The organism is Actinoplanes teichomyceticus ATCC 31121, assembly GCF_003711105.1.
Lineage (GTDB): Bacteria > Actinomycetota > Actinomycetes > Mycobacteriales > Micromonosporaceae > Actinoplanes > Actinoplanes teichomyceticus.
This window is the reverse complement of sequence record NZ_CP023865.1, coordinates 1179137-1200839: the sequence shown is the minus strand read 5'-3', so window position 1 is coordinate 1200839 and position 21703 is coordinate 1179137. Positions and strand designations below refer to the sequence as shown.

The 21703-nt window shown below is 75.1% G+C and carries 15 protein-coding genes; 5 read left to right on the top strand and 10 right to left on the bottom strand.

Annotated features, from left to right (window positions below; translation table 11 throughout):
* The first annotated feature begins 68 nt into the window (after positions 1–68).
* Positions 69–1376, top strand: coding sequence for a helix-turn-helix transcriptional regulator (locus tag ACTEI_RS05435; RefSeq protein ID WP_122976639.1), 1308 nt, complete (start codon positions 69–71; stop codon positions 1374–1376).
* A gap of 285 nt (positions 1377–1661) precedes the next feature.
* Here ACTEI_RS05435 and ACTEI_RS38890 read toward each other — a convergent pair whose 3' ends face one another.
* Both ACTEI_RS38890 and ACTEI_RS05420 read right to left on the bottom strand, forming a co-directional pair.
* Positions 1662–4049 carry a M48 family metalloprotease gene (locus ACTEI_RS38890; RefSeq protein ID WP_280525897.1) on the bottom strand — a complete coding sequence of 796 codons (2388 nt, stop codon included), beginning with the start codon at positions 4047–4049 and terminating at the stop codon, positions 1662–1664.
* Positions 4050–4181: 132 nt separating this feature from the next.
* Positions 4182–5636, bottom strand: a complete 1455-nt coding sequence (locus ACTEI_RS05420) for a beta-N-acetylhexosaminidase (RefSeq protein WP_239082576.1) — start codon at positions 5634–5636, stop codon at positions 4182–4184.
* Positions 5637–5661: 25 nt separating this feature from the next.
* Here ACTEI_RS05420 and ACTEI_RS05415 point away from each other — a divergent pair, with 25 nt between their 5' ends.
* Complete coding sequence (locus tag ACTEI_RS05415; RefSeq protein ID WP_122976638.1) at positions 5662–6195, top strand: GNAT family N-acetyltransferase; 534 nt, start codon at positions 5662–5664, stop codon at positions 6193–6195.
* Here ACTEI_RS05415 and ACTEI_RS05410 read toward each other — a convergent pair.
* From ACTEI_RS05410 to ACTEI_RS05385, 6 genes are all read right to left on the bottom strand, one after another.
* Positions 6188–7348 (bottom strand): glycosyltransferase family 4 protein, encoded by a 1161-nt coding sequence (locus ACTEI_RS05410; RefSeq protein WP_122976637.1) that lies wholly within the window; start codon positions 7346–7348, stop codon positions 6188–6190. The two genes, ACTEI_RS05415 and ACTEI_RS05410, sit on opposite strands and share 8 nt — an antisense overlap.
* The gene (locus ACTEI_RS05405) at positions 7345–8562 is read right to left on the bottom strand and encodes a glycosyltransferase family 4 protein (protein ID WP_122976636.1); all 1218 of its coding nucleotides are present in this window, start codon (positions 8560–8562) and stop codon (positions 7345–7347) included. Before ACTEI_RS05405 ends, ACTEI_RS05410 begins: the two co-directional genes overlap by 4 nt.
* Positions 8559–9878, bottom strand: a complete 1320-nt coding sequence (locus ACTEI_RS05400; protein ID WP_122976635.1) for a lipopolysaccharide biosynthesis protein — start codon at positions 9876–9878, stop codon at positions 8559–8561. The genes ACTEI_RS05405 and ACTEI_RS05400 overlap by 4 nt, the downstream gene beginning before the upstream one ends.
* On the bottom strand, positions 9875–12148 hold the full coding sequence (locus tag ACTEI_RS05395; protein ID WP_122976634.1) for a hypothetical protein: 2274 nt from the start codon (positions 12146–12148) through the stop codon (positions 9875–9877). The genes ACTEI_RS05400 and ACTEI_RS05395 overlap by 4 nt, the downstream gene beginning before the upstream one ends.
* Positions 12145–13143: a glycosyltransferase family 2 protein gene (locus ACTEI_RS05390; protein WP_203723751.1), complete on the bottom strand. Its 999-nt coding sequence runs from the start codon at positions 13141–13143 to the stop codon at positions 12145–12147. The genes ACTEI_RS05395 and ACTEI_RS05390 overlap by 4 nt, the downstream gene beginning before the upstream one ends.
* A 497-nt stretch (positions 13144–13640) precedes the next feature.
* Positions 13641–14639, bottom strand: a complete 999-nt coding sequence (locus tag ACTEI_RS05385; protein WP_164465852.1) for a helix-turn-helix transcriptional regulator — start codon at positions 14637–14639, stop codon at positions 13641–13643.
* Between the two features lie 106 nt (positions 14640–14745).
* Here ACTEI_RS05385 and ACTEI_RS05380 point away from each other — a divergent pair, with 106 nt between their 5' ends.
* The 3 genes from ACTEI_RS05380 to ACTEI_RS05370 all read left to right on the top strand — a co-directional run bounded on the left by ACTEI_RS05380 (position 14746) and on the right by ACTEI_RS05370 (position 19320).
* Entirely contained in the window at positions 14746–16005 is a 1260-nt protein-coding gene (locus tag ACTEI_RS05380) for a magnesium and cobalt transport protein CorA (protein ID WP_239082577.1), read from the top strand.
* Between the two features lie 324 nt (positions 16006–16329).
* A complete protein-coding gene (locus tag ACTEI_RS05375) occupies positions 16330–18807 on the top strand; it encodes a lipopolysaccharide biosynthesis protein (protein ID WP_145831096.1) in 2478 nt (825 codons plus the stop codon).
* Positions 18808–18990: 183 nt separating this feature from the next.
* Positions 18991–19320, top strand: coding sequence for a PRC-barrel domain-containing protein (locus ACTEI_RS05370; RefSeq protein WP_122976632.1), 330 nt, complete (start codon positions 18991–18993; stop codon positions 19318–19320).
* Positions 19321–19523: 203 nt separating this feature from the next.
* On the opposite strand, the gene ACTEI_RS05365 is transcribed toward ACTEI_RS05370, so the two are convergent.
* Together ACTEI_RS05365 and ACTEI_RS05360 are read right to left on the bottom strand one after the other, a co-directional pair.
* Positions 19524–20393: an MHYT domain-containing protein gene (locus tag ACTEI_RS05365; protein ID WP_122976631.1), complete on the bottom strand. Its 870-nt coding sequence runs from the start codon at positions 20391–20393 to the stop codon at positions 19524–19526.
* Between the two features lie 284 nt (positions 20394–20677).
* Entirely contained in the window at positions 20678–21556 is an 879-nt protein-coding gene (locus ACTEI_RS05360; protein WP_122976630.1) for a response regulator, read from the bottom strand.
* Between the last annotated feature and the right edge of the window lie 147 nt (positions 21557–21703).

The window sequence follows — 21703 nt, the reverse complement described above, 5'->3', positions numbered from 1 at the left end:
GTACCGCCGGACGACGAGAGAGGGAGCCGGCCGGCTCCCTCTTCCCCCGCGGGTCCTACCTTTGCAGGATGCGCGCCGGCCGTCTCGTCTCACTCCTGCTGCTGTTGCAGACCAGGGGCCGGATGACCGCGCAGGCCCTCGCCGACGAGCTCGAGGTCTCGGTGCGCACGGTCTACCGCGACGTGGAGGCGCTGGGCGCGGCCGGCGTGCCGATCTACGCCGACCGCGGTCCGGCCGGCGGATACCGGCTGCTGGACGGCTACCGCACCCGGCTCACCGGGCTGACCGGCGCCGAGGCCGGCACCCTGTTCCTGGCCGGGATGCCGGGCGCGGCGGCCGAGCTCGGGCTCGGCTCGCTGCTGGCCGCCGCGCAGCTCAAGCTGCGCGCCGCGCTGCCGGGCGACCTGGCCCGCCGCGCCGATCTGGTACGCGACCGCTTCCACCTGGACGCGCCCGGCTGGTTCCACGGCGACGAGCCGGTGCCGCACCTGGCCACGGTGGCCGGCGCGGTGTGGGACGCACGGCGGCTGCGGGTGCGCTACCTGCGGTGGAAGCGACCGCGCGAGGTGGAACGGGAACTGAACCCGCTCGGCGTGGTGCTCAAGGCCGGGCGGTGGTATCTGGTCGCCGAGCGCGACGGGCGGGTCACCGCGTACCGGGTGTCGAACGTGCTGGACTCGACGGTGCTGGACGAGCCGGCCGAGCGCCCGCCAGGATTCGACCTGGCACGGCACTGGCGGGAGTGGACCGAGCGTTACGAGCGCAGCGTCTACACCGGGCAGGCCACGGTACGGGTCTCGCCCGCCGCTCTGCGGATGATGTCCTTCCTGTTCGTCCCGGAGATGTACCGGGTCGCGCACGCCTGCGCCGGGCCGCCCGGCCCGGACGGCTGGCGCACCACCGTCGTGCCGATCGAGTCGCTGCAGCACGGCCACCTGCAGCTGCTGAGATTCGGCGCGGAGGTGGAGGTGCTGGCGCCCGCCGAGCTGCGCGCGCGGATCCAGGCGTCGGCCCGGGCGCTGACCGAGCTCTACGCGGTGCCGTCCGGGGCCGGCTCGGTCGGCGTCACGTCGCCGCCCGGGTCGCCGGGGTCGCTCGGGTCGCCCGCCGACGGGACCGGCGGGTCCGGCTCCTCGTCACCCGGAGGCTCGGTGGTGGACTCGGTGGGCGGCGGGGTGCTCGGCTCCCCCGCGGTGGGCGTGGTCACCACCTCGCCGGGCTCCGCGTCCGGCGACTCGCTCGCCGGTGCCGGCACGGCGGCCGCGGTGGTGCGCGACGGCTCCGCGGACGGACTGGCGGACACCTGCCGGTCCGTCGGTGGCAGCGTCCAGCGAGCGGGCGGGCCGGAGGTCTGCGACTCCTCGCCGGCGCCGTAACCGCCCTGGTCGGTCTCCGCGGCGGCGGGCAGCTGCTGGCGGATCGTGGTGGCCGGCGGGCGGGCCGGGGTCTCGCCCGTGCCGAGCTGCACGCCCAACCACAGGGCCGGTCCGATCCCGACCACGACGATGGCCCCGAAGAGCGTCACCGGTCCCCGCTCCATCAGCGCCTCCCCCCAGCGTCCCGGGCGATTCTTCCGCCCGGAGCCGGCATCTAGCTACCCGATTGAGGCGTCCGGGAAGCCAACATCCGCTGAGGTTTTGTGACGCGGATCGGCCGGGCGGTCAGCGGGTGCCGGTGAGGAAGGCGACGGCGTCCTCCCAGGCGGTCCAGCCGCCGGGCAGCTCGTCGGTGTCCAGCGACGGGCGCAGGGTCAGGCTGCCGCCGCCGTGCAGGCCGATCACCCAGCCACGCCGCCGTCCGGGCAGCGTGGTGACCGCGGCGACCGCGGCGAACGGCACGAACCGGCGCCCGTCGGCGGGCGCGTCCACGGTGGCCACCGCCCCGGCCGGCGCCTCCGGTGCGGAACCCGGCGCGCGCTGCGGCCGGGTCGCCGGGCTCACCGGGACACCGCCCGCGGCGATCTCGGTGAGCCGCCGTTTCGCCTCCGCCCCCCGGCCCCGCGGCAGCCCCGGGACCAGCAGGAAGCCGAGGTCGGTGACGAGCAGGTCGGTGCGCTCGCCGTCGGCGGACAGGTTGACCAGGCCGCCGAGCGCCTGCGCCCGGGCGGCCGGCCGCTCGTCGCCGGGCGCGGCCAGATCCACCCCGATCCGGGCCAGGTAGGCGCGGACCGCCTCGGCCTGCTCCGGGTCGGCGGCGGCCGCGGCCACGTCGGTCAGGTTGAGGAACGTGCCGTCCCGGGCGACCAGCTCGGCCGTCCCGGTCCAGCTGTGCCGCCAGCGGGCCACGCCGCTGCGCAGCGCGGCCAGCGCCAGCATCAGGGAGAGGAGGTCGACGATCCGGTCGGCGGTCTCCTCCGGGGAGAGGCCGGGGAAGATGGTGGCGGCGGCGGTCCGGAGCCGGCCGTCGGCCGCCAGTTCGAGGACCCGCTCCGCGTCCGGTACGGCGGCGCCCACCGCCCGCGCGACGGTGGCCAGCGCGGCCTCGGCTTCCCGCTCCATCTCGGCGGTGCGCGCCACGCTGAGGAAGTCGTCCCAGCCCACCTCGGTACGCCCGTGCGACGGGAACGCCACCGCCTGCAGCGCCCGCCCGAGTCCGGGCAGGTCGGGCACCAGCTCGTCGGCGGCCTCCGCGGGGACGGGGCGATCCGGGGTGGCGGTCCCGGCGGCACCCCCGTCCGGGCCCTGACCGACCGCCGCATCGGGCGGCTCGGCAGCGGCGGCCTGCCCGGCTCCGGCCGGCCGGCCGCCGGGCGCCACCGGGTCGCCGGCCGGCGGCTCCGCTGTGGACGGGTCCTCGCCACCCACCGCCGCACCGGAATCCGGCTGATCGGCACCGGGCGTCGCCGCACCGTCCACCGCCGGTCCGGCTCCCGGCGTCAGCGCACCGCCCACCGCCGGCTCGGCGGCCGGCATCGTCGCACCGTCCACCGCCGGTCCGGCTCCCGGCGACAACGCACCGCCCACCGCCGGCTCGGCGGCCGGCATCGTCGCACCGTCCACCGCCGGTCCGGCTCCCGGCGACAACGCACCGCCCACCGCCGGCTCGGCGGCCGGCATCGTCGCACCGTCCACCGCCGGTCCGGCTCCCGGCGTCGATGCACCGCCCACCGCCGGCTCGGCGGCCGGCTGGAGCGCGGCCAGCCGCTCGGCGAGCGGCGGGTGGGTGTCCCAGGCGCCGGCCGGCTCCGGCCCGCGGGCGCGCAGGATGGCCACGTCCTCGGCGCGGGCCGCGAGCACCCGCAGGAAACCGCCGAACACGTCCTCCGGCACGTGCCCGGCCTGCCAGCCGGGCCCGACGTACTCGGCGTGGAACAGCCGCTGCATCCCGGCCAGCACGGGCAGGTCGCGCAGCGCGGCGACGGCCGCCGGGGTCCCCGCGAACCGTGCCGCGACCCGGTCGGCGGCCAGCTCCTGGGCCCGGCTGAACGGCGCGTCCCAGCGGCGGTAGAGGCGGGCGTACGCCCGGAAGACCGCTGCGGCGGGGTTGCGGCCGCGACCCCAGCGCGGGGCCAGCCGCCCCACCGCGACCCGTCCCCGGTACGCCAGCGGCGCCCACCGCCCCAACCCGGCCGAGCCGTGCGCCAGCTCGTGCGCGACCGCCGCGCGCAGCCGGGCGGTGTCCCAGGCCTGCAGCAGCGGGAGTCCGAGGTAGAGGTCCCGGCGTCCGCCGAGCAGCCCGAACGCGCGGGTCCGCTCGCCGACCACGACCGCCGCGTCGGCGACCACGGTGAGCCCGGCCGGCGCGGTCACCCCGGCGGCGGACGCCGCCCCGTCGACCAGCGCCCACAGATCCGGCGCGTCGGCCCGGGTGACCGCGACCCCGGCCGGCACCCGGCGCCGGGTGTGCACGGCGCGCCAGGTGGCGTACCCGAGCGCGCCGAAGGTGGCCATGCTCAGCGGCACGCCGGCGCGCAGCGCGATGTCGGCGGGCAGCAGTTTCAGCACCGTCCAGAGCACGCCGAGCACCACGGCCAGTTGCAGCCCCGCGACGATCGGGAACCCGGCCAGGGCGGCTGCCGACCTCGCCGCCGCCCGCGCGTCGTTGCTCAAGCCGCTCTCCTCCCACCGGAATCGGGCTCCCAGCCTAGAGGCTGTTCACCGGAGCCGGACCGGGCCTGTGGCCGGGCGCCGGCCGCTCGGCACAGGTCTCCCCCAGGGGTACGGGCGGGAGCCCCGAGTCGATCAGGCCGGCGGCCAGTCGATCTCCGGGGACCGGAAGTAGGTGACGCCGGCCGCCGCCCAGCGCGGGCCGAACGCGGCCACCCGGGCGCGGAACGACGCCCAGTCCCGGCCGTCCTGCGGGGTCCAGGCCACCTCGGCGACGGCGGGCAGCCGGGGGAACGTGAGGTATTGCATGTCGGCGACACTGCGCAGGGTCTCCGACCAGAGCGGGGCGGCCACCCCGAGCAGGGCGTCCTCCGGGACGCCGGGCAACCGCTGGGCGGGGTCCCAGTCGTACGCCTGCCGCAGGGGCAGGAATCCGGCCCAGTCCAGCCCGATCGGGGTGCTCTCGTCGTACTTCATGTCCAGGTAGGTCCGGTCGGCCGGCGACATGATCACCTGACGTCCGGCGGCGGCCGCGGCGACGGTCTGCGCATCGTCGTCCTGCCGCCGCCAGTACTGCACGACGGTGCCCTCGGGCAGGTCGGCGGCGGCGATCTCGTGCCAGCCGATCGCGCGCTTGCCGTACCGGCCGGGCAGCGGCAGCACCCGGGCCAGGAACGTCCGGTAGTCCTCGGCCGAGGTGGACAGGCACTCGTCGCCGCCGATGTGCAGCCACGGGCCCGGGGTGGCCTCGGCGACCGTCTGGAGCACGGCCTCGACGAAGGCGTACGTCTCCGCCCTGTCCGCGACCAGCGAGCTGTACCCGACCTCGGTGTCGGTGCGCGGCTCGACCGGCTTCCCGTCCGCGGTCAGTTCCGGGTACGCCACCTGGGCGGCGTTCACGTGCCCGGGCATGTCGATCTCCGGGACGATCGTGACGTGCCGGTCGGCGGCGTAGGCGACCACGTCCGCGTAGTCGGCCAGGGTCAGGAAGCCGGGTCCGGCCCCGTCGCAGCCGGTGCCCGGGCCGCCGCTGACCTCGGTGAGCCGGGGCCGGCCGGGGATCTCCAGCCGCCAGCCCTGATCGTCGGTGAGGTGCAGGTGCAGATGGTTGATCTTGAACTGGACGAGCAGGTCGAGGTGCGCCCGGATCTCGGCCGGGGTGAAGAAGTGCCGGGCCAGGTCCAGCATCGCCGCGCGGTACGCGAAGCGCGGCCGGTCCTCGATCACCCCGCCGGGCAGCACCCCGTCGCCGGCCGCGAGCTGGCGCAGCGTCTGCACGCCCCAGAACAGCCCGGCCGGGGTGAGCGCCCGCAGCACGACCCCGGACCCGGTGATCTCCAGGCGGTACCCCTCCGGCCCGTGCTCGCGCACCCCGTCGAGCTCCAGCCGGATCGGGCCGCCGGCGCCGAGCCCGACCGGGTGCCCGGTGACCTCGTGCAGGGCGGTGGCCAGCCGCGCGGCGACCGCGGCGGCGTCCGGGGACGCGCTCACCGTCGTACCGGGGACGATCGGGAAAGTCGCGGCCGGGTCCGGCCGCACCGAGACCGGGGCCGGGACCACATCGCCGAGCCGCTTCGTCAGAGGGCGCACTCTGAACACTCTAAACTGTTGCGCCATGGCGATCACTACGCGTCATGCCGTCCTCGGCGACGAGCTACCGCTGCACCGACTGGCCGCACGCACCTTCGGCCTGGCCTGCCCACCGGGCACCGCACAGGCCGACATCGACGCGTTCGTCGCCGCCCACCTGTCCGCCGAGCGCTTCGCCGGATACCTCGCCGATCCGGGCCGGACCCTCCTGCTGGTGTCCGAGGACGATCAGCCACTGGGGTACGCGATGCTGGTCCGCGGGCCGATCGCCGACCCGGACGTGGCCGCCGTCGTCGACGCGGACACCAGCATCGAGCTGAGCAAGTTCTACGTCGCCGCGGAACGCCACGGGTCCGGCGCGGCCCACGCGCTGATGACCGCCACCCTGGAGGCGGCCGCCGCGACCGGCGCGGTGTCCTGCTGGCTCGGCGTGAACCAGCGGAACGTCCGGGCCGCCACGTTCTACGCCAAGCACGGCTTCGACATCATCGGCGTCAAACGGTTCCTGGTCGGCTCGGAGTGGCACGACGACCACATCCGCAGCCGTCCGCTCACCTGACCGACGCCGCCCGGGGCCCGACCGCGGCACGGTACACCTCGGCGAGCGCGTCCGCGCAGCCGTCCCAGGTGGGCAGGCTGTCCAGCGGGCGGCCCGGGCCGCCCATCGCGTCGAGCAGGGCACGCGCCGCCACCTCCGGCGGGGTGCCCGGCCGCAGACCGGTGACCAGGCCGTCCTCCACCAGGTCGGCCATCCCGGCGACGTCGTAGCCGACCACCGGCCGGCCGGTGGTCAACGCCTCCATGACCGCGACCGGGTGCGCCTCGTAGTCGGAGAACGCGGCGATCACCTGGGCGGCGCCCAGCGCGGCGGCCATGCCGTCCCGGTCGTTCGGCGGGATGGCCCGGATGGTCACCGCCGCGGCGACGCCGAGGCCGTCGGCGATCCGGCGCAGCTGCGCCTCGTACGGCCCGGCGCCCAGGATGTCCAGGTGGGCGTGCGGGACCTGGCGCAGGATGTAGGGCAGCGCCTCGATCACCCGGTGGTGGCCCTTGTACCGTTCCAGCCGCCCGATCGACACCAGCCGCCCCGGGACCGGGTCCACCGTGGATCGGGCCGGCGGCAGCCCGCCACCGTTGCGGATCACCGACATCCGGCCGGCCGGCACCCCCGCGAGCCGCTGGAAGAGCCGGCCCTCCGCCCGGCTGACCGCGACCACGTGCCGGGCCTGACGCAGCAGCGGCCCGGCGAGCTGCCACTGCAGGCTGCGCATCGCGTGGCGGGCGGTCGACGAGTGGCCGCCGGTGTGCAGGGTGACCACGTACGGCGTGCGGGCCCGGCGCGCGGCCAGCATGGCCAGCAGCGGCACCGGCGTGTGGATGCCCTGCACGTGCACGAGATCCCAGCGCTCGGCCAACACGCCGCGGAGGATGCCGGGCGCGAGGTAGTAGTCGCGCGTCGACGGCCACGCCGGCACCCGGCGCACCTCGAACCCGTCGCGCCGCTCCCGGTGCGGGTACGACCGGGTCCGGTCGCTGGTCAACACGGTCAGGTGGATGTCGCCGCGGGCGGCGAGCCGGCGCGACACCTCGTCGACGTGGGTCTCGATGCCGCCCATGTCGGGCAGATAGCGGGTGCTGACCTCGAGCACCCGCAGCGGGCCGCCGGTCCGGGGCGACCGGAGCCGGGTTTCGTCGGGGGTGGTCGTGCTCATGCTGCCATCACTTCCTGATAGACCTTCTCGACACGGGCGGCGACGGACGACGCGGTGAAGTGCTCGACCCGGGCCCGGCCGGCGTCGCCGAGGCGGTCCCGCAGCCCGGGGTCGGCCAGCAGCCGACCGATCGCCTTGGCCAGCGCCGCCGCGTCGCCGGGCGCGACGAGCACTCCGCTGACGCCGTCCTGCACCATGTCGACCATGCCGCCGGTGCTGGTGGTGATCACCGGCCGCCCGGCCGCCATCGCCTCGAGCACCGTGGTGGGGCACGGGTCCGGCCAGGTGGACGGCAGGACCGCCAGGGTGCAGCGGCGGAAGGCGGCCATCACCCTCGGGTGGGTCCACTGCTCGAACACCCGCACGCCGGCGGGCAGCTCGTCGGGGACCGCCGGGCTCCGCCGGCCGACCATGACCAGCGGCGGGCGGCCGGCGCCCAGCCGCTGGTAGGCGTCGAGCAGCGTGGGCACACCCTTGTCGCGCAGCAGATCCCCGGCGAAGAACAGGAAGTCCCCGGGCGGCAGGTCCGGGTTGTCGGCGTGCTCGATCAGCTCGGCCACCGTGTCCGGGACGAAGTTCGGGATCACGCTGGACGGCACCGGCCCGCCGGGCACCCCGTTGCGCTGGGCGACCGCGTTGCTGACGCTGACGATGTGGTCGACCGCGTGGTCCTTCCACCGGTGCATGGCCTTCACCGCGAGCGCGGTGCCGGCGCCGACCACCGTGCCGTAGTGCCCGCCGGCGCAGGGCAGGCACCGCGCGCCGGGACCGGGGCAGGGCCGGCCGTCGCGCATCATCCGCTTGGTGGCGCACACGTTGCTGTAGTCGTGCAGGGTCAGCACCAGTTTGAACGGGTACCGCCGGCGGAGGGCGACCGCGCTGTTGACGATCCAGTTGTGCGCGTGCACCACGTCCGGGCGCACCCGTTCGACCAGGCGGTTCAGCGCCGTGGTGAGGGCCGGGTCGGGCAGCGGCAGGTGGTGCGGGCGGTGCGGGTCGGAGTAGCGCGCGCCCAGGCGCATGGCGCTGCTGGTGAAGCGGTGCACCACGACGCCGCCGGGCAGCGTCTCCACCCGGTCGGTGCCGGGCAGCAGCTGCGTACCGACGACCACCTGGTGGCCGCGGGCGACCAGGGCGTTGGCCAGATTGAGCACGTGCCGCTCCTCACCGCCGATGTCCGGCGGGAAGAACTGGGCGAGCATCAGGATCTTCATACGGGGGCTCCAGCCGTGCTGCGTCGTACCTTGCTGCCAGGGGTGCTCAGATGCCGCGACGCCAGCCAGAGCGCGCCCGCGGCGAGCGCGAGCAGCCAGCCGACGAGGCTGCCGGTCAGGCCGCCGGTGGCGGCTCCGGCCACGGTCCCGGCTATCTCCAGGACCGTGGTGACGACGACGAACGGCGTCGCCTCGGCCAGCACCCGGTCGGCCTGCACCCGGGCGATGTACTGGTCCTTGACGACCAGCAGGGGGCAGGCCAGCCCGAGCAGCCGCAGGTCGGCCATGCCGCCGTGGGCGTAGTCGGCGCCGAACACCCGCAGGATCAGCGGCGCGCCGGCCAGCAGGACCAGGCTGAGCAGCAGGCTGACCGCCAGCGACAGCCGGAAGACCGACCGGGCCCGCTGCTCGGCGCCCTGCCGGTCGTTCGCGGACACCGCGAACAACGCCATCGCCAGGGCGTACGGGGCCATGAAGGCGACCGTGGCGACCAGCCGCACGGTGGTGTAGACGGCGTTCTCGTCCGCGGTGACGAAGGCCGAGATGATCACCGGCTGGAGCGCCGCCGGGGCGGCCAGCGCGATGTTCATGCCGTGGTGGCGGCCCGCCGAGCCGCCGAACCGGGCCACCGCCGCGCGCATCTGGCCGCCGGTGACCCGGCCGGCCGTCGGGGTGAGCCGCACCGCCGCACGGACCGCCAGCAGGCAGGCGACCAGCTGCCCGGCCAGCCACGCGCCGAGCGCGGCGTCCACTCCGGACCGGCCGGCCAGCACCGCGGCGCCGAGCAGGACGATCTTCGACGCGCTGGCCACCGCGTTGCGGGTCACCTGCGCGCTGGGCCGGCCCAGCACGAGCATCGCCTGGTCGAACAGGTTGCCCAGCGCGGTCAGCACCGCCACCGCCACCAGCAGCCAGAACGTGCCGCCGGCGGGGTCCAGGAAGGCGAACGCCGGCAGCGACCGCCAGGCCACCAGCCCGAACAGGACGGACAGCACCGCGGTGACGCCGGCGCTCGCGCCGATCGCGGTGACCAGCATGACCCGCTGCCGGTGCGGGCCCAGCTCGGGCAGGTGGGAGATGAGCAGCGTGCCACAGCCGACCATGCCGAGCATCCCGAGCAGCATCGCGGCCGCGGTCGCCGATCCGAGATGACCGACCACCGGCACGCTCAGCGTGCGCGCCGCCACCGTCCAGTAGACGAAGCCGAGCGCGCTGGTGACCACCTGGGTGCCCAGGATCGAGCCGGCGATCGCGACCACCCGGGAACGGCGGAACGCGGTGAAGGCGCTCTCCCGGCGCCGCCGTCCACGGCTCACCCGCTCTCCCGGACGGCCGCGATGATCCGGTCGACCCGGGTCACGTCGACGGACCAGGCGGATCGCACGGAAAGGGCGACACCGCCCGCGGCGATCAGCGCCGCGAGGACGGCGGTCACCACGATCGACGGGTGCGCCGCGGGCCGCGGGCGCCGGGCCGGGCGGGACACCGGGATCAGCAGCAGCGCCGGCAGCAGGCCCACGGTCAGCCACCACCCGGGCCGGAAGCCGACCGCGACCGCGGCGCCGGCGCCCAGCGCCACGAGGGCGGTGGCCACCGCGAGGGAGCCGGCCGGGCCGAGTTCCCGGGCCATCGCGGGCACCGCCCGCCAGCGCAGGAGCAGCAGCAGCGCCGCGCCGAGGAAGAGGTCGCGCCAGGGATGCGGGTCCGCGGATCCGGTCCAGCCCCGGGTCTGGCTGACGACTCCGAGACCGGCGAGGTCGTAGATCGACACCGGGCCGTGCCGGTAGGCCGCCCGGATCCCGTCGACGCCGTCGAACTTGGTCAGCGCCGAGGCGGTGAGCTGCCGCTGCTGCGGGGTCTCCCCGGCGTAGAAGTACCACTGCTGGTGCGGCAGGCTCTCGGCGAGCCGGGTGTCGACGTACAGGTAGCGCAGGCCCATCGCGCGTGCCGTACGGGTCTGCTCGGCGCCCCACGTCTCGGAGAAGTAGAACGTGGCGGGCTCCAGGCCGGCGCGGGGCGCGACGTCCACCCACAGCCGGCCGGTCGCGGCGAACAGCGTCGCCGGCATCCGGTCGGCCATGATGGTGCTGCCCGGGGCCAGATGATCCGCGCTCCACCGTGCCGCGGCCAGCGTCTCGGCGTCGAGCGAGCGGCTGTCGGCGACCACCAGGAAGCTGCCGGGCAGCCGTCCCCAGTCGGGTCCGGAGCCCAGGATCAGCCCGCCCAGGTAACCGAGGCAGGTCAGCAGCAACGTCACGCCGGTGCGGGTGAGCGTGGCGTGCGTGCGCCCGGCGGCGCCGCCGGGCGCGGAGAGGCGCCCGTGCCGGAACACCCAGGCCGCCGCGATGGCGAACGGGATGAACGTGAACGTGGTCGCCCGGTCGCACATCTCGGAGATCTGCGGGGCGAACCGGCCGGCGAACGACGCGGGCGGCAGCAGGGCGAGCAGCCCCAGCACGAACAGCTGCGCGTCACCACGGCGCCGGGCGTGCCGGAACAGCGCCAGGGCGATGACGACCGCGGCCACGGTGATCAGTACCGCGTACGCGACCAGCACGAGCCGTTCCCAGACCGGGGTGCTGGCCCCGGCCGAGTCGGCGAAGAGGGTCCGCTGGCTGCTGCCGCCGAACAGGGCGCCGGCCTGCGCCACGGCCGAGTCGACCATCGGGCCCAGGTAGCCGGAGAGCTGCCCGGCGATGGGGACGGCCTGCGCCACCACGGCGGCGACGGCGGCCAGCGCGCCGATCCCGACCAGCCGGCGGTCGCGGCGGCCGGCGGTCGCGGTCCACACCAGCAGCGCGCCGGCGGTGATCCAGCTGGTCAGGTGGTGGGTGATCGCGGTCGCGGCGAGACAGACGACCGCGCCGAGCACCGGCATCCACGGTCGCGCCGACCGGGTGGCCCGGGCCAGCAGGTAGCCCCCGGAGACGGCGAGCGACAGCGCCAGGGTCTGGTACGCGAACTGCGAGTTGAAGAAGTAGAACTGCGGGGACGCGGCGTACACGCCGACGGCGAGCGCGCCGGCCCGCTCGTCCCCGGTGACGTGCTCGGCCAGCCGGAACAGGGCGAGGACCAGGATCAGCCGGCACAGCAGCACCACGAGCGTGACCGCGGCCATCAGCGGCAGCCCGCTGGCCCGGTGCACGGCGAGGGTGAGCAGCTCCAGGCCGGGGAACCGGGGACTGGCCGCAAGCAGCGGGTTCGGGCTGAACAGCGGCGCGCCCTGGACCAGGTCGACCAGCGTACGCAGGTGCAGCTGCTCGTCGAAGCCGGTCAGCAGCAGCGGGTCGGTGAGCCGGTACACCACCGTGGGCAGCAGGCCGACGGTGAGCACCGCCCAGCGCCGGACGCGGCTGCTGACCTCCGATCGCAGCAGGACCGACACGCCCGCGGCGAACGGGGTGAGCACCGCGAGGAAGAAGGTGAGCACCCCGGCCTCGTACCAGCCGCCGCGGGACGCGGTGACCGCCAGCCCGGCCAGCAGCACGGACGCGGCCGCGCCGAGGGTCAGCGGCGCGACGCCGGACCGGGGGTCACGCGGGGCGCGGTGGGCCGGCGTGCGCACCGGCAGGACCACCGTGGTCACGCGGTCTCACTGTGCGGTGCGAGCCACATCTGCTCCAGGCTGCCGTACATGAATCCGGTCGCGGTCGCGACCAGGCCGAACGCGATGGCGAACGCGCGTCCCGCCGCGGCCGGGCGCAGCATCAGCGCCTGCAGCAGCGCCCGGGCGAAGCCGAGCGGCAGCACCCGCAGGACGTACGAGCGCTCCGCGGACAGACCGCTGCCGGCGCCCACCAGACGCGAGACCAGCGCCTTGGAGATGCCCTCGTGGTAGCAGCGGGACCGGAAGTAGCGGAACCGGTGGCGGTCGGCGCTGACCCGGTGCGACACGTTGACCGCCGGGTCGTACAGGACCTTCGCGTCCGGCTGCGCCTGGCTGAGCCGGATGCACAGCTCGGTCTCCTCGCACCCGAGCGGCCGCTTGCCGACCCGGCCCATGTCGGAGCTGAAGCCGCCGATCCGGGCGAAGACCTCGCGCCGGAACGACATGTTGCAGCCGACCAGGTTGCGCACCAGCGCCGGGGACGTGGGCTGGCCGACGTAGGTGCAGCCGACCACCCAGTCGAACTCGGCGGGCATCCAGGCCGGGCGCGCGCCGCGGGACCAGACCGCGGTGGCCGAGCCGCCGACGCCCTGCACCGCGGGGTCGCGGTAGTGCAGCAGCATGGTGCCCAGCCAGTCCGGCGCGGCCGCCGCGTCGTCGTCGAGGAACACCACGACGTCGCCGCGGGCCGCGCGCACACCGGTGTTGCGCGCGCCGGACAGCCCGCGGGTCTCCTCGTTGCGAAGCACCCGCACCCCGGGGAACGTCGCGGCGGCCCGGTCGGCGAGCGCGTCGTTGTGGTCGGCGACCAGGATGATCTCGTCAGCCGGGCGGGTCTGCGCCAACACCGACTCGACGGCTCGAACGATGTCGTCCCAGCGCTCCATCGTGTAGGCGCAGATGATCACGCTGCTGGTGAGCGTGACCGGCGCCCGGCCGGTGGGGCCGATCGCTCGCGACGCGAATTCGGGCAAGGCGGAACTCCCGGGAAGGACATCGAAGGGATTGCGGGCACGACCCGCGGGGACACGGGGAGATTCGGGTGTCCCGGGAACGATAGGGCGCGGCGATCAAGGGACGGAACGGTCGATCCGGTCCTCCCGCTGGACCGCGCGTACGCGCCGGGCAGCACGTTGTGACGGCCGCGGGCCCCACCCGACGGTGGCGCGCACCGAACGAGGGGCGGTCCCTGCCCGCGGGTGCCGATCCGGCCGTCGGGGCGGTCGGCACGCGCGGGGCGGCATTCCGGTCGCCCGGCCGACCGGGGGCCGGAGCTGCCCGTGGCGTACCCGAAGATCCCGCCGCCGTGGCCGTAGAGGGTCATCCCGCACGACAGCGGAGCGGGTGCGGCGGCGCTCACCGGGGCCGGATCCGACCGGTCCGGAGTGGACAGCGAAGGGAATCCAGTGAATTTTATATAAGCTGCTTCTTAATCAAGTCGGGGAAGTGTCGCATGCGGTGGGTATTTTCGTTATGCGGACCGGCGCCACGGGGGCGTCGGTCCGTCCACATCAGAGGCGTCCGCGCCGCGCAGCAACACCCGCCCCGCGGCCCGGACCCGCTCGCGCAGCTCGACCGGCGACTCGATGGCGAACGGCACGGCCAGCACGCTCAACACCATCGCCGGCCAGCTCAGGTCATCGACGCTCATCCGCATCCGGCAGACACCGTCGCGCACCGGCTCGCACACCGCCCAGTCGCCGGTGAGCGCGCGCACCGTCTCCGGCCCGGTCTCCAGCAGCACGCTGACCTCGTACCGGTGCGGGATCGAGCGGATCCGCGACCGCAACCAGGCCGCCGGGTCCCCGCCCGGGATCTCCCGGGGCCGGAACCGCGCCCCGGTCAGCGCCGGGCCGGTGATCCGGTCCACCCGGAAGCTGCGCCAGTCGGCCCGGTCCAGGTCCCAGGCCAGCAGGTACCACTTCCGGCCGAGCGGCACCAGCCGGTGCGGCTCGGCGTGCCGGCGCCGCGCCTCGCCGTCGCCCGCGGTGTAGTCGAAACGCAGCCGCTCCTCGCCCCGGGTGGCCGTGGCGATCGTGGTGAGCACCGCGGCGTCCAGCACCGGCCCGCCGCCGGGGACGCCGGGGCTGGTCACCGCCTGCAGGGCGTCGATCCGCTGGCGCAACCGGGGCGGAAGCAGCTGGACCACCTTGGCCAGGGCCCGCACCGAGGTCTCCTCGAAGCCGGCGACGGCGCCGGCGGCGGCACTGCGCAACCCGACCGCGATGGCCACCGCCTCCTCGTCGTCGAGCAGCAGCGGCGGCACCGCCGCCCCGGCCCGCAACTGGTAGCCACCGGCCACGCCGCGGGTCGCCTGCACCGGATACCCCAGCTCGCGCAGCCGCTCCACGTCCCGGCGCAGGGTGCGCGGGGAGACCTCGAGGCGATCGGCCAGTTCGGCGCCGGGCCAGTAGCGGTGGGTCTGCAGCAGCGACAGCAGTCGCAGCATCCGGGCACTCGTGTTCGCCATGCCTCAAGGCTCGCACCGATGTCACTGACCGGTGAGGCAGCACTCGATCCGCTGCCGCCACGCGCTACCTTCTCTGTCGCATCCCTTCGCGACGCGAGGCAGGAAGGTGGCGGGCACACGTATGCTCGGGCGGCGACGCGGCCGGCGGGACGATCCCGCCATCCTGGACGAGTTCCGGCCGCCCGAGGATCCCGAGCCGGGCTGGCACCGCGAGACCGCCGACGAGCCGGACCGGTCGCGCCCGCGGCGGTGGATCCGGCGGCGGGCCGGCGCGCTGCTGCCCGGCCCGTTCCGGACCCTGCTGGACGGACTGGTCCGCCGGCCGGTGGCGCCGGGCCCGGTCGCGCCCCGCGGCAATATGGGCGCGGTCGTCGACTGCGCGGTCTACGCCGGTGGGATGCGGCGTTCCGCGCCGGGGCAGCCGCGCCAGGTGCCGTTCCCGGAGGCCGCCCGCCTCGCCAGGCGCCACCGCGACGCGTTCGTCTGGCTCGGCCTGCACGAGCCGGACCGGCCCACGATGGACCTGGTCGCCGAGGTGTTCGGGGTGCACGAGCTGTTCGCCGAGCGGGCGGCCGAGGGTGGGCACCGGCCCGGGGTGGAGGTCGCCGGCGACGTGACCCGGCTGGTGCTGCGTACCGCGCGCTACGTCGAGCACGACCGGCTCACCGACACCTCCGAGGTGGTCGAGACCGGGGACGTCACCGTGCTCGTCGGCCCGTGGTTCGCCATCACCGTGCGACACGGCCCGGTCGGCCCGCTCGCGGAGGTCCGCCAGGAGCTGGAGCGACGCCCGGACGTGCTGCGGCATGGCCCGTGGGCGGTGGCGTACGCGGTGGGCAGCCGCCTGGTGGACAGCTATCTCGACGTGGCCGGGCACGTCGAGCGGGACCTGGAACGCCTGGAGGAGGAGACCTTCTCCGCCGACCGGGGCACCCAGATCGCGCACCTCTACCAGCTCAAACGGGAGATGGTGGAGTTCAAGCGGGCGGTGCTGCCGCTGGCCGAGCCGCTGCTGCGGCTGCTGGAGAGCCGGGATCTGCCGGCCGCGGTGCGGCCCTACCTGGTCGACGTGCGCGGGCGGCTGAGCCGGGCGGTGGACCGGGTGGCCGGCTACGACGACCTGCTGAACTCGATCCTGCAGGCCCGTTTGGCGCAGATCTCGATCGACCAGAACGACGACATGCGCAAGATCGCCGCGTGGGCCGCGATCGCCGCGGTGCCGACGGTGATCGCCGGGATCTACGGGATGAACTTCGCGACGATGCCCGGGCTGGACTCGCCGTGGGGCTTCCCGGGTGCGGTCACCGCCATGGTGGTGCTCTGCGGCGGCCTCTACCGGCGGCTGCGGAAAACCGGATGGCTCTGACCGGCAACTCACGGTGCGTGACCGGCAGCCGGCGCGCACCCCGATCCACTGTGGGGCACAGGCGCTGAAGATCGTACGATTGGGCCACCTCATCCACCGACTTGGCCGATTTCCAGACCGGACAGACGACGAAACCGGACGGCTTCGCCCTGGCCCGTGAACACGGCGAGTTACTAGCTTTCTCGGTGCGCCGATCTTGGGGGGTAGGACGAAGTGCCGGCAACCGAGGCCGTACCGCGGCCAGGGACGCAGCCGCGGGGCCGGCGTGGCGTCCTGGCCGCCCTGCGCGGTCACGCCGACCTCTTCCTGAACGCCGGATCACTGATGGCGACCACCCTGGTCACCTCGGCGTTCGGCTTCGCGTACTGGTGGCTGGCCGCGCACGTGGCCTCCCCGGCCGCCGTCGGCCAGGCCTCCGCCGCGGTGTCGGCGATGACCCTGATCGGCACCATCGGCATGTTCGGCATGGGCACCATGCTGATCGCCGACCTGCCTTCGCTCGCCCGCGGCCGGTGGGCCCTGATCTCCACGTGCCTGCTGGTGGCGGGCGCCGCCGCGACCGCCGGTGGCCTGCTCTACGTGGCCGCCGCCCAGCTGTGGATCCCCGGCCTGCGAGAGGCGATGGGCGGCGTCCCGGCCACCGTGCTGCTGGTGGTCGGCATCGCGTCGAACGCCATGACCCTGGTCCTCGACGAGGCCATGGTCGGGCTGCTCCAGGGCCCGCTGCAGCTGATGCGCAACGCCTGGTTCGCGGGGCTCAAGCTGGTGCTGCTCGGCGCGCTGGCCCTGCTGCCGATCACCCTGACCGGCGGCGAGCTGCTGCTCACCTGGGTGGCCGGCATCGTCGCGTCGACCGCGATCCTGCACGCGGCGCTGCGCCGGCGCGGAATGATCGACTCGCTGCGGCCGCGGTTGTCGCTGCTGCGCGGCCGGGGCCGGGCCACCCTCGACCACAACCTGCTGAACCTGGCCGCCTACCTGCCCCGGGCCACCCTGCCGCTGGTGGTCACCGCGACGCTGTCGGCCGAGGCGAACGCCGCCTTCTACACCGCGTTCATGGTGCTGTCGGTCCTGGGCATGGTGCCGGGCAACGTCGCGCTCACACTGTTCGCGGTGGCCAGCGGGGACCGGGCCGCGCTGCGCGGCAAGGTCCGGATGGGGCTGCTCGTCTGCCTGGCCGGCGGCCTGCCGGCCGCGCTGGTGGTGATGGCGCTGGCCGACCCGATCATGTCGATCTTCGGCAGCGCGTACGCGGACACCGCCGGCACCGCGCTGGCCATTCTCACGCTGACCTACGTCCCGCTCGTCCTCCACCACTTCTTCCTGGCCATCTCCCGGGTGCACGGCAGGGTGCGCGGCGCCGGCGTCTTCTCCGTCTTCGCCGGCGCGGCCGAGCTGCTGGCCGCCTGGTGGGGTGGCCGCCAGGGGGACCTGAACGACCTGGTGACCTGGGTGGCCGTGGTGATGGCGATCGAGGCCGTGCTGGTCGCGCCGACCGTGCTGAAGGTTGTGTTCGCGCCCGTCGTCGACGCGACGGCGCAGGCGGAGGGAGTGCATGTCATGTCTACCACGAGGCTGACCCTGCACGAGCGGGCCTGGCTGCCGCTCGAGTACATCCGCACGGTCGGCCCGCTGACCGGGGTCACCGCGGACCGGCTCCGCAATGCGCTGATCGGCCTGCACACCGCCGACCCGACGCACCGGGCGGTGTCCCGGCTGGACCGCTCCGGCGCGAAGTGGCAGCACATGGACGCGGCCGGCTTCGCCACCCACGTGACCGACGCGGTCACCGACCTCGGCCCGGCGCCGGTGGACTTCGACGCGATGACCCGGCAGCTGCAGGCCGAGCCGCGGGGGCACCACCCGGTGCGGATCCTTTCCGGCGGCGGGTACGTGGCGCTCAAGGTTTCGCACGCGTACGGCGACGCCGGCCCGGCCAACGCCCTGCTGCGCGAGCTGATCACGGCGGCGTACGAGGGCCGGGCAGCCCGGGTCGCCCCGTCCGCACGGCACCGCTGGGCGCTGCCGAAGGCGTGGTGCAAGCAGTTCGCCTGGCACCCGGACCGGTGGCGGGCGGGCCTGAGCCTCCCGACCCCGCCGCACCCGGCGCCCGCGCCGACCCGGCCGTGGCAGCCCGACCTGACCGTGCGTACCGCGCGCTCGTCGCGGGTGCTCGGACAGATGCGGGCCTGGCGCGACGAGCACGCCCCGGGCGTCACCACCTCGGCGATCACCTTCGCGGCGTTCACCTCGGCGCTGGTCGAGCTGGGTCTGGACCCGGATCTGACCGGCGGCACGTTCCTCGCCGACGCCCGGCGCTACCTGGGCGCGGGCGTCCGCGTCGACAGCAACTTCTGCATGGGGCCGTACCTGCGGCCGGCGAGCCTGACCGACCCGGTGGCGATCCACCGGACGCTGAAGGCGGAGCTGGCCACCGGCCGGATCCTGACCATGATCATGCTGCGCGAGGCGAAGATCCTGCTGACCGGCGCCCCCGGGATGCCCGAGCCGTTCCCGGCCGAGGTCGCGGTGGAGCCGCGGCCCCGGCTGACCTTCATCAGCCAGGGCCGGCACGACATGCTCGGCGATCTGCCGTGGGCGGTGGACCCGGCCGGCCGGGTCAACGAGAGCGTGCCGACGCTCGCCGAGCCCGAGGGCGTCACCCTGACCACCAGCGAGATGAACGGGGTGCTGCACCTGGAGGCGACGTTCCACGCCTCGACGTACGACCCGCGGCTGCTGCAGCGTGCCCTGGACCTCGTCTGCAGCGACCCGGCCGGCCTGATCATGGCCCGCCGCTAGGGGGCCGCCCCGGGCACACGAGCCCGCGCCCGGCACCGGCCCGCCCCCCTGGCCGGCCGAGCGCGCCACCGGCCGCCGGACCACCCCCGTCCGGCGGCCGGTCCGTGTCCGGTCACCCGAAAAGCCGGTGCCGCCCCGCCCCGGGCGCGACTGAAAACCCGGCCGGGCGGGTAATCCGACGGCATGACGGAGAAGGCGGAAGATCTCGGCGAACCGGTCGCCTACCTGGTCCTCAAGGACGGCGTCCCGGTGTACGCGCCGAGCGGCGACCGGATCGGCACGGTCGAGCACGTCCTGGCCGACGAGCCCGAGGACGTCTTCCACGGGCTGCTGATCCGTACCTCGGACGGGCACCGGTTCGCCGCCGGTGACCAGGTCGCCGGGCTCTACGAGAACGGCGCGATCCTCACCGAGCCGGGCGAGCGGCTGACCCGGCCGAGCCCGGACCTGCCCGAGGGCCGCCACGCGGGCGCCCTGAAACGCGCCTGGGACTGGCTGGTCCAGCCGCGGTAGCGCCGCGCGGCTCCGGGTGGCCGTCCGCGCCGGAGCACCACCGAGGCCGCGCGGCCGGCCAGCGGCCGCAGCGCAGCAGGCAGGCGCCCGTAGTGGTGGCCCGCGGCCAGCGCGCCACCAGGCCGTTGGCCACCCCGAGGGCGAAGACGCAGCCGGCGCGGACCGCGTTCACGTCGACGCAGGCGGCCCGGTCCGCGCCGCCGTCACCGCGCGGAGCGGTCGCGGTAGGTCCAGGACCCGTCGCCGAGCGTGCTCCGGCCGCTCGCGCCGCCCGGGGCGGGCGCGGCCGGCTGCCCGGTCCGGGCCTGCAGGCGGGCGGCGAGGTACTCCGCCGCCGCGCGGTCCTCCTCGCTCGGGGCGGCCGCCAGCGCGTAGACCATGCCGAGGATGCCGAAGATCACCGCGACGCCGATCGGGACCAGCAGGGATCCGGCGGAGGCGCCCTCGACCGGGCCGCGGCCGGAGCCCGCCACCACCGACATCGCGGACATGCCGGTGAAGTGCATCCCGTTCACCGCGACGCCCATCACCAGCGCGGAGACGAAGATGATCGCCGGTCGGCTGACCACCAGGGTGAGCCAGAGCGCCACCGTGGCGGCGACCACCGCGATCAGCACCGACAGCGCCACCCGGCTGCCGGCGTAGTGGATCTCGCCGGTCAGGCGCATCGCGGCCATACCGGTGTAGTGCATGGCGGCCACGCCCAGCCCGGCCAGCACGCCGCCGGCCAGGATGCGCGGCTGCCGGGCCGTGGCGCCCAGCAGCGCGATGGCCAGGCCGGCGCCGACCGACCCGAACGCGATCAGCACGCTGGCCGCGGTCAGCGTGCTGTCGTAGCGGATCGGGGTGCCGGTCACGTCGAAACCGAGCATGGCCACGAAGTGCATGCTCCAGATGCCGGTGGCGCCGATCGCCAGCGCCGCCAGCACCAGCCACCAGCCGCGCTCGCCGCCGGTACGGGCCGAGCGCAGGCGCGCCGCGCTGGTCAGGCCGAGCATCGAGCCGAGCACCGACAGCAGGTAGCTCACCGCCGGAGTGATCCATCCGTGGTTGAAGTGATGGATCTCCGCCATGGTGCCCCGCTCCCCCTCGCGCCGCGTTGGTGCCGCGCTGCATCCTGCCCGAACCACCCCACAATCGTCACTGATTGTGACCCACATTTCGTTACCCGGGCGCTAGCGGATGATCTCGACGCGGGCCAGAGGCGATCGACACCGGACGTGTCGGCGGCTTGACGTCCAGTTTTGCCCATCGGAAGGGCTCCGTGCCGGATCCGTCATGATGCGGCCACCAAGTGGACCGGCCGTCACCGGACAGCACTATGACTACTTTGCGCGACTTCGGCGCGGTGCTCTCGTCACGCGCCGGCCGGGGCGAGCAACGCCAGCGCCGGGGCGCGCTGCGAGTGCAGGATCTGCACGGTGTCCTCGGTGCAGGTGCCCGGTTCGTCGTCCATCACACACAGGGTGCCGACGATGTGGCCCTCGGGCGAGTGCAGCGGGACACTCGCGTACGACCGGATCCCGCTCACCGCGAACAGCGGACTGTCCGCGTACTCCGCGCTGTCCCGGCTGTCGGTGATCAGCACCGGCACGTCCTCGGCGACCACGATCGTGTCCGGCGACCACTCGGCCGGCACCCCGCCCGCCTCCCGCACCCAGGCGGGCAGCCCGTACGACCCGGCCACCACCACGGTGTCGTTGAGCATCAGGGTGACCGCCGCGGCCGGCACGCCGGTCAGCACGGCCAGCCGCTCGGCGAACGAGTTCAGCCCGGCGGCGTAGGCCGGCCGGGTGAGGAAGTCGGAGACGGCCAGCAGGCGCGGCACGTCGGTCAGTTGACCGGCCGGGTCCGGGTGGGCGGTGTCCGCCGGCCCGCCCGCGGCCCGCGCGGCCAGCAGTTGCTCGGCCGCTTGCAGCAGGTGCCGGGGGCGTACCGGCTTGGAGATGGTGACGTCGCAGAGCTGCCGGGCGGCGGCCGGCGCGGCGGCGGACAGCATGATCACCGGCAGCGTGGCGGTGGCCGGGTCGGCGCGCAGCCGGTCGGCCACCTCCAGGCCGCTCATCCCGGGCATGTGGTGGTCGAGGACGACGAGGTCGGGTACGGCGCCCCCGATCAGGTCCAGCGCGGCCGCCCCGCTCCCGGCGATCCGCACCGCGTGACCGCCGCCGCTCAGCACCTCCTTGAGCAGCTCGGCGATGTCCCGGTCGTCCTCCGCGATCACGATGGACGCCATGACCAGCCCTCCTCGGTCGGCCGCACGCTCGCACCGACTCTAGCCCGGGGCCCCGCCCGGGATCCGCCGAAACCGGGGACGGCCGGCGGCGCCGCTCCCCGGGCCCACCCCGACCGGGGCGGGCGGGAGGCGTTGCCGCCCGGGCCG

Excerpts from the sequence above, each read along its gene's own strand:
- ACTEI_RS05385 (WP_164465852.1), bottom strand. The coding sequence starts at position 14,639 with ATGGCGAACACGAGTGCCCGGATGCTGCGACTGCTGTCGCTGCTGCAG.
- ACTEI_RS05435 (WP_122976639.1), top strand. The coding sequence starts at position 69 with ATGCGCGCCGGCCGTCTCGTCTCACTCCTGCTGCTGTTGCAGACCAGG.
- ACTEI_RS05415 (WP_122976638.1), top strand. The coding sequence starts at position 5,662 with ATGGCGATCACTACGCGTCATGCCGTCCTCGGCGACGAGCTACCGCTG.
- ACTEI_RS05375 (WP_145831096.1), top strand. The coding sequence starts at position 16,330 with ATGGCGACCACCCTGGTCACCTCGGCGTTCGGCTTCGCGTACTGGTGG.
- ACTEI_RS05405 (WP_122976636.1), bottom strand. The coding sequence starts at position 8,562 with ATGAAGATCCTGATGCTCGCCCAGTTCTTCCCGCCGGACATCGGCGGT.
- ACTEI_RS05370 (WP_122976632.1), top strand. The coding sequence starts at position 18,991 with ATGACGGAGAAGGCGGAAGATCTCGGCGAACCGGTCGCCTACCTGGTC.
- ACTEI_RS05410 (WP_122976637.1), bottom strand. The coding sequence starts at position 7,348 with ATGAGCACGACCACCCCCGACGAAACCCGGCTCCGGTCGCCCCGGACC.
- ACTEI_RS05360 (WP_122976630.1), bottom strand. The coding sequence starts at position 21,556 with ATGGCGTCCATCGTGATCGCGGAGGACGACCGGGACATCGCCGAGCTG.
- ACTEI_RS05365 (WP_122976631.1), bottom strand. The coding sequence starts at position 20,393 with ATGGCGGAGATCCATCACTTCAACCACGGATGGATCACTCCGGCGGTG.